Here is an 11,502-nt window from a genome sequence, read left to right on the forward strand (position 1 = left end):
CGGGGCAAGAATCGAACACCGCAACGAGCAAAGCTGTCGTGATCTCAGCCAACCGCGGCCTGGATCTATTCCCCGGTCTGTTCGGTGTCCGGCCGGATGTCGATCCTCCAGCCGGTCAGCCGGGCGGCCAGACGGGCGTTCTGCCCCTCCTTGCCGATGGCCAGGGACAGCTGGTAGTCCGGCACGGTGACCCGGGCGGACCGGGCGGCGAGGTCGACGACCTCCACCTTGGAGACCCGGGCCGGCGACAAGGCGTTCGCCACCATCTCGGCCGGGTCGTCGGACCAGTCGACGATGTCGATCTTCTCACCGTTGAGCTCGCCCATGACGTTGCGCACCCGGCCGCCCATGGGGCCGATGCAGGCGCCCTTGGCGTTCAGGCCCGAGCGGGTGGAGCGGACGGCGATCTTGGTGCGGTGTCCGGCCTCGCGGGCGATCGCGGCGATCTCCACCGAGCCGTCGGCGATCTCCGGCACCTCCAGGGCGAACAGCTTCTTCACCAGGTGGGGGTGCGTGCGCGAAAGGGTGACGGACGGGCCGCGGACGCCCTTGGCCACCCGGACGACGTACGACCGCAGGCGCAGGCCGTGGGTGTAGGTCTCGCCGGGGACCTGCTCCTGCACGGGCAGGATGGCCTCCAGCTTGCCGATGTCGACCAGGACGTTCTTCGGGTCGCGGCCCTGCTGCACCACTCCGGTGACGATGTCGCCCTCACGCCCGGCGTACTCGCCGAGCGTCGCGTCGTCCTCGGCGTCGCGCAGGCGCTGCAGGATGACCTGCTTGGCCGTGGTCGCGGCGATGCGGCCGAAATCGGACGGGGTGTCGTCGAACTCGCGGGGCTCCTGGCCGTCCTCGAGGTCGTCGGGGTCCTCCTTCGCCCACACGGTCACATGTCCGGTCTCCCGGTTGAGCTCCACGCGCGCGTGCCGGCGGCTTCCCTCGGTGCGGTGGTAGGCGATGAGGAGGGCCGACTCGATCGCCTCGACCAGCAGGTCGAAGGAGATCTCCTTCTCCCGTACCAAGCCCCGCAGGGCGCTCATGTCGATGTCCACGGCTACGCCTCCTCTTCCTTCTTGTCGTTCTTGTCGGACGCGTCGTCCTTGCGGTTGAACTCGACCTGGACGCGCGCCCGGGTGATGTCGTCGACGGCGAGCCGACGCGCGGTGGGCTTGCGGCCCTTGACCCCGGGGACCTCGAGGTCGAGGCCCTCCTCGTCGGCCGCGAGGATCCTGGCGACCAGTTCGCCGCCCTCGGCGAGCTGGAACCGCACCAGGCGGCCGGTGGCGCGCACGTAGTGGCGGCGCTCGGTCAGCAGGCGCTCCGCGCCGGGGGTGCCGACCTCGAGGGTGTACTCCGCGCTGCCCATCGCGTCGGTCTCGTCGAGCTTCGCCGAGAGCGCGCGGCTCACATCGGCGATCCGGTCGAGGTCGGCGCCGGTGTCGGAGTCGACGACGACGCGCAGCACCCGCTTGCGGCCGACCGCGTCCACGGCGATCTCTTCGAGATCCAGGCCCTGGGAGCTGACGAGCGGTTCCAGAAGTTCTCGAAGCCTCTCGCTCTGGGTGGTGCTCATCCGGGTGACTCCTCGGCCGCGTGTGCTGTTGTGGGTCGGTGCGCGTGTCTGCACAAAGGGTATCCGGTCGCAGGGGGTGTTGCCGTCCACCCGGTCGGCGAGGTGCCACTGGGCGCCGCCGGGCAAGCTCCCGGGTACGGTGATCGCGGGCCCCGCCCGATCTTCCGTCCAGCCCCGTTCGTCACGAGCCCCCCGAGGACGCCTGCCGTGTCGTTCCCCCTGTCTCCGCGCGCCCGTTCGGGGCCGCGCAGAAGGAGTCTGCTCGCCGCCGCCCCGGCGGCCCTGCTGGTGGCGGGCTGTTCCGCCGGGTCCGACGGCCCCGGCACCGCCGCCCCGCGTCCCTCGGCCGAGGACCGGGCACGCGCGCGTGCCGCCCGGGACAGCCGGGCGCTGGCCGAGTGGTACGACGCGGTCCTCGCCGCGCATCCGCAGCTCGCGGCCCAACTGCGTCCGCTGCGGGCGGACGTGGTGCGGCACGCGGAGGCGTTCGAGGCGCGCGCGACCCGCTCGCCCTCGCCGTCGGCCTCCCCCAGCCCGTCGGCCTCGGCGTCCGCGGTGACGGCGCCGTCGTCCTCGCCGTCGGCCGCGGTGCCCGTGAGGAAGAAGGACGCCGTCGCCCAACTGGTCGCCGAGGAACGGCGGATCGCCGACCTGCGGGCCGAGGAGCTGCTGACCGCGCCGGCCGAGCTGGCCCGGCTGCTGGCCTCGGTGTCCGCGGCCGGTGCGGCCCACGTGTACCTGCTGACGGAGGCCGGACGGTGAGCGAGGCACGGGACGAGGAACTGCGGGCGCTGCAGGCGGCGCTGGCCGCCGAACACGCGGCGGTGTACGGCTACGGGGTGGTCGGCGGGCGGATCGGCGAGAAGCGGCGCACCGAGGCACGCACCGCGTACGACGCGCACCGGGCGCGCAGGGACACGCTGGTGCGCGCGGTGAAGGGCGCCGGTGGTGCTCCCGTCGCCGCCGCGGCGGGCTACGCGCTGCCGTTCCCGGTGCCGAACGCGGCCGCCGCGGCGCGGCTGGCGGCCGAGCTGGAGAACCGGGTGGCCGGCGTCTACGCGGACCTGGTGCGCGCGACCACCGGTGAACTCCGCAGGTCGGCCGCCGAGGCGATGCGCGAGGCGGCGGTGCGGTCGGTCCGCTGGAGCGGTGAGAGCGTAGCCTTCCCTGGGCTCGCCGAGCGGGGCGGTACGGCGTCGGGGGACCCGGCGCCGACGCCGTGACATGACGGGGGCGGCCGGCACCGCGTACAGCAGGAAGGAACGACTCGCGCATGGTTTTCGCACCGCCGAAGCGTCTGGTGAGAGCGCTCGGTGAGACGGCGCCCGAGGGCGACGACTGGCTGGAGAAGCTGCCCGACCTGGCACGCGAGGCCGTGGAGCGGCGCGAGTTGACGGTGGAGCGGGTGCAGTTGCCGGGCGGGCGCAGCAGTCTGGTGGTGCTCGTGCGCACGCCCGACGGCACGCCCTCGGTGCTGAAGCTGGCGCCGCGCCGGGCGCGTCCGGAGAGCGAGCGGGCCGCGCTGGCCCACTGGGGCGGCCTGGGCGCGGTCCAGCTGCTGGAGTCCCCGGCCGCCGGCGCGGAGGGCGAGCTGCTGCTGGAGCGGCTGCACCCGGAGGTCTCGGTGCGTACGCTCCCTGAGGCGAAGGCGCTGCTCGAGGCGGCGGGGACCCTGCGCAGGCTGTGGGTCGACCCGCCGGAGGACCACGGCTTCGAGACGGTGGCCGAGCGCACCGGGCGGCAGGCACGGGCGATGCGGGCGACCGCGGACTCCGCTCCGGAGGTGGCCCCGCTGGTGGACGCGGCGCTCACGGCGCGCGAGGAGCTGCTGGCCGCACCGCCGGAACACCGACTGCTGCACGGCACGTTCCGGCAGAGCAAGGTGCTCTCGGGGGACCGGATGCCGTGGCTCGCGGTGGGCCCCGACCCGGTGGTCGGGGAGCACGCGTTCGATCTGGCACGGCTGGTGCGCGACCGCGTGGAGGACCTGATCGCGCAGCCGTCGGGCGCGACGACGACGCGCCGGCGGGTACGGCGGCTCGCGGAGTCGCTGGAGGTCGACCGGGAGCGGCTGCACGGCTGGACGCTGTTCCGCGCGGTGGAGTCGGGCGTACGGGCCCGGCGCGTGGGGCGCGAGCAGGACGCGGAGCTGCTGCTGGAGTTCGCCAGCTGGCTGTAGGGCACGTCTGCCCTCCTGTGGGGCACGACGGCCCCGAGGTCGCAAGGGGCGCGCCCCCCTGCACGGGCAGGGGGGCGCTCGGGGTCCGGTCGGCGTAGCCTCCCGAGCTTGCTGACCGGAGTCTCTCGGGGCCGTCACCGGGCCGGGGTCAGGGGCCGCCCGGAGGCGCCGGCGGTGACCCCCCTGCCGTCCCGGCGGGTCCGGCCTGCACGACCCCCTCCATCGCCAGCAGCCGGACGTGACGGCGGATCAGCGCACCCTGGTCGTGGAGGTCGGGCACGGGGTGCGCGGCGGCGGACTCCGCGCGGAAGGGGACGTGGGCGAAGAGGGCGAGGTCGCCGGGCGGTATGCGCCACGACAGGTGCCAGCCGCCGGCCACCAGGCAGAGGGCGTGGGCTCCCTCCTGGTCCGGTCCGGTGAGCGGGGTGAGGACCGCGCTGGCCGGGTGCAGGGCGGCGAGCCAGGCCAGCAGGTGGGCCCGCTCCCGCTCGGCGTCGCCGAGCCGGCGTTCGTAGGCGTCGGCGTGCTGCTGCCAGCGCGCCAGCCTCAGCCGGCTCACCGCCAGTTCGTGCTCCAGGCGCAGCCGGTCGACAGGCTCGGCCGGCCGGCCCGCCGGTCCGGAGCGGCGGGGCCAAACCAGCCGGCGCAGCAGCCCCTCCCGGTCGCGCCCGGACGTGCCGGTGCCGGTCTGCGGTTCCGTCACGGTCATCGGTCCCCTTCGTCCGGGGCCGGCTCGGGCGCGGGCTCGGACACGGGGGTGAGCGGGCCCGCGTACTCGGCCACATGCGCGAGGGAGCAGCGCTCCGGGCGGCCGTCGAGCGACATCAGGGGCATCCCGTCGAAGGACCGCTGACCCTGGAAGTACCAGGTCTCGCCGTGCACGTCGCGGTACGGCAGCGCCAGGTCGTACGCCGTGCCGCCGAGCAGGAAGGGCCGCATCACCCCGGCCGGCCGGGGTGATGCGGGGCCGTCGGGGCGCGCCTGTCCCTCCGGGCCGGCCCAGGGGCCGAGGTCCGGCCAGGTCCCGGCGCCGGTGTCGTCCGGCTCGTCGTGGCCGGTTCCGGCCAGGTGCGCCAGCGGCAGGACACCGGATGCGGCCAGTTCCGTCCACAGGCCGATTCCGGTCCCGCCCCGCTCCGGCCGCCCCCCGGCACCGGTTCCGTCCGGGTCCGCCTCGTCGGCGTGCGCGGTTCCGTCCAGGTGTTCCTGGTCCCTGAGTCCCGGGTCGTCCGCGTCCGGGTGCTCCCGCCCCCGCACTTCCGGGTCGTCGGGATCTCCCTGTGCGCCCGGCCCGGTTCCGCTGTCGTCGGGGTCCTCGCTCCCGCCGTGACCCCCCTGCGGGGCTGGATGCTCGCGTCCACCGAAGTCCTCCCGCCCGGCGAGGCGTTGGTGATCTCCATACTCTCCCCGGCCGGCCGGGTGCTCGTGTCCGCCGAACTCCTCACGCTCAGCCGGGTGCTCGTGTCCGCCGGGCCCGCCCCGCCCGGCGACGTGTTCGTGGACACCGAGGCCCCCCGGCCCCGCGGAGCGGTGTTCGTACCCCCCGAAGCTTCCAGGCGCACCGGGGTCCGGCGGTCCCGCGTCTCCTGCCACCACGGGGTGCGCGGCTCCCAGGGCCCCCTCCGCCCCGGGACGCGGTCCCCCGGCGTCCGCCGGCTGGCGCCCCGCGGCCGGACCGGCGGGCTGGACGGCGGCGGTGACGCGTACGCCGTCCCGGCTGCCCTCGCCGGCCAGGATGTGCGGCGCCGTGCACTCCGCGGACGCGGTGATGCCGAAGTACGCGCACCACCCGGGCCAGCGCGTGAACGGGGGCTCGAGACGGAGCAGCACGTGCACCGTGTCCCCGTCCGCCCACACGGTCCGTACGTCCGGGTGGCCGCCCACCTCCCGCTCGATGGTCCGGGCCACCGTCCTGGCGCGTTCCCGGGCGGCGTCCCAGGCGAGCGCCTGCTGTTCCAGTTCGGTCGGCGCGGGCGAGGCGGACGGGTGGCCGCCGTCCGCGGTTCCGTGCGGGGCCAGGGCGCCGGGGTGGGGCACGGGGACGTACGGGACGGCGTACACCTCGGTCGGCGGGGCGGCGGTGAGGAAGAAGTCGTGGCGGGGCACCGCCACGGTGACACGGACGACGGGGACGGCGTCCGACGGGTATTCGTTCACGCGGGCACCGCCCCCGCCGCCCAGCGCAGCCTGCACATGGCACGGTGCGTCAGCGCCTTGACCGCGCCGACGGTGCGCCCCATGGTGTGCGCCGTCTGCTCGATCGACAGCCCGCCGATGAACCGCAGCTCCACACAGGCCCGTTGGGACGGGCCGAGGGCGCTCAGCGCGCGGTGCACGGTCTCACGGGCGACGACGGCGTCCAGGTCACGCAGGACGAGGGATTCGGTTCCGGGGCCGGGCTGGCGCGGGTCGCCGAAGTCGGCGACCAGGGTCTCGCGCCGGTGGCGGCTGCGGCCCAGCTCGTCGAGGTGGATGTTCCGGGCGATCGTGGTGAGCCAGGCGGCCGGATCCGTACCCCGCCAGGCGAAGCCGGAGATGTTCCGCAGGGCGCGGGCGAAGACCTCCTGGGTCAGGTCCTCGGCCAGGTGCCGGTCGCGGGTGCGGGCCAGCAGATAGCCGAACACCAGGCCGTGGTACTCGCGGTAGAGAAAGGCGAACGCCTCCCGGTCGCCGGTACGGGCCCGGGTGAGCCACGCCGGTTCCGAGGCGTTCGGGGTGGTTCTCGCGGTGGACGGTAAGGACACGTTCGTACTCCTTGGAGGGGTGGGTGTGAAGGCCGGCCCGGCTGACCGGCCGGTGCTGCCGCCGGACGGGGCCCCACGACGGAGCGACGTCTTCGATCTTCATGTAGATGTAGATTTCGCGCGGACGGCCGACAAGGGCCGACGGCCAGGGGTGTGCGCACGCCGGAGCGGGTGGGACCGGCGCAGCCGACCGCCGACGCCAGGGATTCCGGCTCCCGAAAGCGTCTACAGTCTTCATGTAGATGAAGATCGGGTCAAGGCAGACAAGGCATATTCCGGCCGAAGAGTGAAGACGGAGCACAGACGGCGTGAAGAAGCAGGGAAGGCGCAGGGAGGCGGAGTTGGGGGCGGGGCAGGGTAGCGCGCATGCACCCGTACGCTCCGGCGTACACCCCGCGGTCCGGCCCCGATCTGCAATCTACTTGCGCTTGTAGATGGCCATGTCCGATCCTCTGACGTGTGACGAGCCGACAGACACCGCTTTCTCCGCCGCGGACCGCCGACAGCGGTCCGCAGTCCCCGGGTGAGGATCTGGCGGCGCTTCTCGAGCGCCTCCTTGCACTGCCCCAGAGCGGCACCCAGAAGGACCTCGCCACGGAGGCGGGCATCTCCTACCCGACGCTCAACGCCTGGATGAACCGCACCCGGGGCACGTCCCGGATCGCTCCGGAGAAGCTGCGGGCGATGGTCGAGGTGTTCCGCCGCTGGGGCGTACGGACGACGCCCAAGGAGTTCTTCGAGGCGGTCGGACGTCCCGTCCCGGGGCCCAGCCGCGACGAACGCGAGGCCAGGCTGCTGAAGCTGTACCGGCAGCTGCCGGAGGCCAGGCAGCGCGCGCTGATCAAGGACGCGGAGGCGATGCTCCAGGTCAGCCGGATCACCTGATCCGTCCCCGGCCGGCCGGATCGTCCCGTCGGCCCACGAATACCCCGAAAGCCCCACAGGTGCTCATCGGCATCGCTACGATCGGAAGCCGCTGGCCTCCCGAAGCGGAACACCGTGCCCTTGTGCATCCCTGGGGAGGCAGTCATGTGCATTCGCGTTCACACGGCGGACGATCTGCCGGACATCGTGGTCTGGGATCCGGACGAGGTGAGCGTGCTGGTGGCACGCGGCGCCCACCTGTTCGACGTGGTCCGGGAACTGCGGGCGCTCCTGATCGTCGACCTGGGCGCGCCGGAGGGGCCCGGCACCGTCCTCCTGTGCTTCTGCGGCGAACGGCTTGACCTGCCCGCCGGTCTGCTCGGCCGCGCGCTCGCGGCGGAGGCCTGCTGACGGCACAGGGCCGCCCGGCCGCGAACGGTTTCCGTTCGCGGCCGGGCGGCCCCGGGACTGCCGTTACCGACGGCCGGTGAGCCGGGCGACCGCCTCGTCGACGGTCAGCTCCTCGCGCTCGCCGGTCCGGCGGTCCTTCAGCTCCACGACGCCGTCGGCGGCGCGGCGGCCGGCCACCAGGATCTGCGGCACACCGATCAGCTCGGAGTCGGTGAACTTCACGCCCGGGGAGACACCGGCCCGGTCGTCGACCAGGACGCGGACGCCCGCGGCGGACAGCTTCTCGGAGACGTCGAGGGCCAGCTCGGTCTGGAGCGCCTTGCCGGCGGCGACCACGTGCACGTCGGCCGGGGCCACCTCGGCGGGCCAGCACAGACCCTTGTCGTCGGCGGTCTGCTCGGCGAGGGCCGCCACCGCGCGGGAGACGCCGACGCCGTAGGAGCCCATGGTGACGCGGACCGGCTTGCCGTTCTGGCCGAGGACGTCGAGCTTGAGCGCGTCGGCGTACTTGCGGCCCAGCTGGAAGATGTGACCGATCTCGATGGCGCGGTCGAGCTTGAGGCCGGTGCCGCAGCGGGGGCAGGGGTCGCCCTCCTCCACGACCACGACGTCCACGTACGCGTCGACCTCGAAGTCACGTCCGGCGACGACGTCCTTCGCGTGGGTGTCGGCCTTGTTGGCGCCGGTGATCCAGGCGGTGCCGGGCGCGACGCGCGGGTCGGCGATGTACGTCACCTTGTCCAGGCCCTGCGGGCCGACGTAGCCGCGCACCAGGTCGGGGCGGGCGATGAAGTCGGCCTCGGTGACCATCTCGACCGCGGCCGGGGCGAAGTGCGCCTCGACCTTGTCCATGTCGACCTCGCGGTCACCGGGCACGCCCACGGCGACGATCTCGCCGTCCACCTTGACCAGCAGGTTCTTCAGCGTGGCCGAGGCCGGGACACCGAGCTGGGCGGCGAGCGTCTCGATGGTGGGGGTGTCGGGGGTGGGGATCTCCTCGGCGGCCAGGACGGCGGAGCCGTCCACGGGCTTCAGCTCGTACGCGACGGCCTCGGTGTTGGCGGCGAAGTCGCAGTTGGGGCAGTCGGCGAAGGTGTCCTCGCCGGCCTCGGCGGGCGCGAGGAACTCCTCGGACTTCGAGCCGCCCATGGCACCGGCGGTGGCCGCGCAGATGCGGTAGTCGAGGCCCAGGCGCTCGAAGATCTTCTGGTAGGCGGCACGGTGCAGGGCGTACGACCGGGCCAGGCCCTCGTCCTCCAGGTCGAAGGAGTAGGAGTCCTTCATCAGGAACTCGCGGCCGCGCAGGATGCCGGCGCGGGGGCGGGCCTCGTCCCGGAACTTGGTCTGGATCTGGTAGAGGATCACCGGCAGGTCCTTGTAGGAGGACGCCTGGTCCTTCACCATCAGCGTGAAGATCTCCTCGTGGGTGGGCCCGAGGAGGTAGTCGCCGCCCTTGCGGTCCTGGAGGCGGAAGAGCTCGGCACCGTACTCGTCCCAGCGGCCGGTGGCCTCGTAGGGCTCGCGCGGCAGCAGGGCGGGGAGCAGCACCTCCTGGGCGCCGATGGCGTCCATCTCCTCGCGGACGATCCGCTCCACGTTGGCGAGCACCTTCTTGCCGAGGGGCAGCCACGTCCAGATACCGGCCGCGGTGCGGCGGACGTAGCCCGCGCGGACCAGCAGCTTGTGGCTGAGGACCTCGGCGTCCGCCGGGTCGTCGCGCAGCGTCTTCGCCATCAACTGGGACATGCGCTGGACCGGTGCGTTCGCCATGGTTCTCGTACTCCTGCTGCGTCTAGGTGATGAAGGCGAGGTTAGCCGGGCGGCACGGGGCGGCGGAAATCGGTTATGCGCGCCGGAGTGGCAGAGGGGCGCCCATCACGGCGTACGGGGTGGACGCGCTCGGGAAGTGGACCTGGCGGGCGAGGTCCTGGTAGCCCAGCGAGCGGTAGAGGCGGCGGGCGGGGCTCTCGATGTCGAGGGCGGAGAGGATCGACCGGGGCTGGGCCGCGCCGGCGGTGATGGTGGTGATCAGGGCGCGGCCGATGCCGTGCTTCTGGTGGCGCGGGTGGACGTGCAGCTCGGTGATGACGAAGGAGTCGTCGAGCCAGTCCTCGTGGCCCTGGGCGCGCAGGTACGGCTCGACGACGGTGGACCACCAGTGCGCGCGGTCGTTCGGCATGCCGTAGACGAAGCCGGCCAGCCGGCCCCGGACGGTCGCGCCGAAGGCCCGGGCCCCGGGGAACGTCATGTGGCGCAGCACGATCTGCCGGCGGACGGCGACCTCGTCGGGGCCGAGTCCGAAGGCCACCGCCTGCACCGCCAGCGCCTCGTCGACGTTGCCGGGCAGGTCGAGGGGGCCGATCACGATGTCGTCGGGCTCGGGGCGGCCGTGACCGGGAAAGCGCAGCATGCCGGCGAGACTACAGGGGCGGGCCGGTCAGAACAGCACGCTCATGAAGGCACCGACCTGGCGGAAGCCCACCCTGTCGTACGTCCGGCGGGCGGCGGTGTTGAAGTCGTTGACGTAGAGGCTCACCAGGGGGGCGACGTCGGCGAGGGCGTAGCGCAGGACGGCGGCCATGCCGGGGGCGGCGACGCCCCGGCCGCGGTGCTCGGGGGCCACCCAGACGCCCTGGATCTGGCAGGCGCGGTCGGTGGCGGCGCCGATCTCGGCCTTGAAGACGACGTTGCCGTCGGCGTCGAAGCGGGCGAAGGAGCGGCCCGAGCCGACCAGTTCGGCGACCCGGGCCTGGTAGAGCAGTCCGCCGTCGCCGGCGAGCGGGGAGACGCCGACCTCCTCGGTGAACATCGCCACGCACGCCGGCATGATCGTCTCCAGTTCGTCCTTGCGGACGCGGCGGACGTACGGGTCGGGGGCTATCGCCTCGGGCATGCGGTCGGTGACCAGCAGCGGCTGGTGGGCGCGGACGTCGCGGGCCGGGCCCCACTGGGGTTCGAGCAGCCGCCAGAGTTCCGCGGTGGCCTCGGCCGGGCCGACGACGGAGGAGCAGCGGCGGCCGGCGCGACGGGCGCGGTCGGCGAAGGCCCGGACGGCACGGGGGGTGGCGCAGATGGGGACGAGGTTGGCACCGGCGTAGCACAGGGAGGTCAGGATGCCGTCCTCGTACCAGCCCCACATCTCGCCGCCGAGCCGCCACGGGTCGAGGCCCGCGATCTGCACGCGGGCGGTCACGAAGGCGTTCGCCACCGGGTCGCGGTCGAGTACGGCGAGTGCGGCGTCCAGGTCGCTCGGCTCGAGGACCCGGGAAGTGGTCTGCGTCAACACGTGCGGGGCCTCACACAAAGGGGTCTGCCTGATTTCCGCACTGTACCCGCGGATGCCGGGGGCCGCCGCCCCCGGATCCCGCGGTCCTGGACGGACGGCGTCAGCCGGCCACCGCGATCTGCGGCTCGCCGGAGGCCACACCGTCCTTCTCCATCTGCTCGGCGATCTTCATCGCCTCCTCGATCAGCGTCTCCACGATCTTCGACTCCGGCACGGTCTTGATGACCTCGCCCTTCACGAAGATCTGCCCCTTGCCGTTGCCCGACGCCACACCCAGGTCCGCCTCACGCGCCTCACCCGGACCGTTCACCACGCAGCCCATCACCGCGACCCGCAGCGGCACCTCCATGCCGGTCAGACCCGCGGTGACCTCCTCTGCCAGCTTGTACACGTCCACCTGCGCGCGCCCGCACGACGGGCAGGAGACGATCTCCAGACCCCGCCG

The 11,502-nt window shown here is 73.5% G+C and carries 13 protein-coding genes and 1 pseudogene; 5 read left to right on the forward strand and 9 right to left on the reverse strand.

Annotated elements, in window-relative coordinates; all coding sequences use genetic code 11:
• Positions 1-65 precede the first annotated feature (65 nt).
• Positions 66-1,052 carry a transcription termination factor NusA gene (gene nusA / locus B100_RS0132430; RefSeq protein WP_024888505.1) on the reverse strand — a complete coding sequence of 329 codons (987 nt, stop codon included), beginning with the start codon at positions 1,050-1,052 and terminating at the stop codon, positions 66-68.
• A gap of 2 nt (positions 1,053-1,054) precedes the next feature.
• On the reverse strand, positions 1,055-1,573 hold the full coding sequence (gene rimP / locus B100_RS0132435) for a ribosome maturation factor RimP (protein ID WP_024888506.1): 519 nt from the start codon (positions 1,571-1,573) through the stop codon (positions 1,055-1,057).
• Between the two features lie 207 nt (positions 1,574-1,780).
• On the opposite strand from rimP, the gene B100_RS0132440 reads away from it, so the two are divergent.
• Genes B100_RS0132440 through B100_RS0132450 form a run of 3 tightly spaced genes read left to right on the forward strand, consistent with a single transcriptional unit; the run spans position 1,781 to position 3,752 of the window.
• A complete protein-coding gene (locus B100_RS0132440; RefSeq protein ID WP_024888507.1) occupies positions 1,781-2,335 on the forward strand; it encodes a hypothetical protein in 555 nt (184 codons plus the stop codon).
• Entirely contained in the window at positions 2,332-2,796 is a 465-nt protein-coding gene (locus B100_RS0132445) for a ferritin-like domain-containing protein (protein ID WP_024888508.1), read from the forward strand. The genes B100_RS0132440 and B100_RS0132445 overlap by 4 nt, the downstream gene beginning before the upstream one ends.
• Positions 2,797-2,846: 50 nt before the next feature.
• Entirely contained in the window at positions 2,847-3,752 is a 906-nt protein-coding gene (locus B100_RS0132450; RefSeq protein ID WP_024888509.1) for an aminoglycoside phosphotransferase family protein, read from the forward strand.
• 148 nt (positions 3,753-3,900) lie between these two features.
• Here B100_RS0132450 and B100_RS34630 read toward each other — a convergent pair whose 3' ends face one another.
• Genes B100_RS34630 through B100_RS0132465 form a run of 3 tightly spaced genes read right to left on the reverse strand, consistent with a single transcriptional unit; the run spans position 3,901 to position 6,496 of the window.
• Positions 3,901-4,461 (reverse strand): hypothetical protein, encoded by a 561-nt coding sequence (locus B100_RS34630; RefSeq protein ID WP_024888510.1) that lies wholly within the window; start codon positions 4,459-4,461, stop codon positions 3,901-3,903.
• The gene (locus tag B100_RS37400) at positions 4,458-5,909 is read right to left on the reverse strand and encodes a BN159_2729 family protein (RefSeq protein ID WP_199785313.1); all 1,452 of its coding nucleotides are present in this window, start codon (positions 5,907-5,909) and stop codon (positions 4,458-4,460) included. The genes B100_RS34630 and B100_RS37400 overlap by 4 nt, the downstream gene beginning before the upstream one ends.
• Positions 5,906-6,496: a sigma-70 family RNA polymerase sigma factor gene (locus B100_RS0132465; RefSeq protein ID WP_024888512.1), complete on the reverse strand. Its 591-nt coding sequence runs from the start codon at positions 6,494-6,496 to the stop codon at positions 5,906-5,908. Before B100_RS0132465 ends, B100_RS37400 begins: the two co-directional genes overlap by 4 nt.
• 459 nt (positions 6,497-6,955) lie before the next feature.
• Here B100_RS0132465 and B100_RS0132470 point away from each other — a divergent pair, with 459 nt between their 5' ends.
• Positions 6,956-7,381 carry a helix-turn-helix domain-containing protein gene (locus B100_RS0132470; protein ID WP_024888513.1) on the forward strand — a complete coding sequence of 142 codons (426 nt, stop codon included), beginning with the start codon at positions 6,956-6,958 and terminating at the stop codon, positions 7,379-7,381.
• A gap of 144 nt (positions 7,382-7,525) precedes the next feature.
• Positions 7,526-7,771 (forward strand): hypothetical protein, encoded by a 246-nt coding sequence (locus B100_RS0132475; protein ID WP_024888514.1) that lies wholly within the window; start codon positions 7,526-7,528, stop codon positions 7,769-7,771.
• A 63-nt stretch (positions 7,772-7,834) separates the two neighbouring features.
• On the opposite strand, the gene B100_RS0132480 is transcribed toward B100_RS0132475, so the two are convergent.
• The 4 genes and pseudogenes from B100_RS0132480 to B100_RS34635 all read right to left on the reverse strand — a co-directional run.
• A complete protein-coding gene (locus B100_RS0132480) occupies positions 7,835-9,541 on the reverse strand; it encodes a proline--tRNA ligase (protein WP_024888515.1) in 1,707 nt (568 codons plus the stop codon).
• 73 nt (positions 9,542-9,614) lie between these two features.
• Positions 9,615-10,181 carry a GNAT family N-acetyltransferase gene (locus tag B100_RS0132485; RefSeq protein WP_024888516.1) on the reverse strand — a complete coding sequence of 189 codons (567 nt, stop codon included), beginning with the start codon at positions 10,179-10,181 and terminating at the stop codon, positions 9,615-9,617.
• A gap of 27 nt (positions 10,182-10,208) precedes the next feature.
• Entirely contained in the window at positions 10,209-11,057 is an 849-nt protein-coding gene (locus B100_RS0132490) for a GNAT family N-acetyltransferase (protein ID WP_024888517.1), read from the reverse strand.
• A gap of 100 nt (positions 11,058-11,157) precedes the next feature.
• A pseudogene (locus tag B100_RS34635) lies at positions 11,158-11,502 on the reverse strand (flavodoxin-dependent (E)-4-hydroxy-3-methylbut-2-enyl-diphosphate synthase); the annotation flags it as partial.

The organism is Streptomyces sp. CNH189, assembly GCF_000527195.1.

Bases quoted from the DNA above. Each gene is read 5' to 3' on its own strand.
- B100_RS0132475 (WP_024888514.1), top strand. From the start codon at position 7,526: ATGTGCATTCGCGTTCACACGGCGGACGATCTGCCGGACATCGTGGTC.
- B100_RS0132450 (WP_024888509.1), top strand. From the start codon at position 2,847: ATGGTTTTCGCACCGCCGAAGCGTCTGGTGAGAGCGCTCGGTGAGACG.
- B100_RS34630 (WP_024888510.1), bottom strand. From the start codon at position 4,461: ATGACCGTGACGGAACCGCAGACCGGCACCGGCACGTCCGGGCGCGAC.
- B100_RS0132480 (WP_024888515.1), bottom strand. From the start codon at position 9,541: ATGGCGAACGCACCGGTCCAGCGCATGTCCCAGTTGATGGCGAAGACG.
- rimP (WP_024888506.1), bottom strand. From the start codon at position 1,573: ATGAGCACCACCCAGAGCGAGAGGCTTCGAGAACTTCTGGAACCGCTC.
- B100_RS0132485 (WP_024888516.1), bottom strand. From the start codon at position 10,181: ATGCTGCGCTTTCCCGGTCACGGCCGCCCCGAGCCCGACGACATCGTG.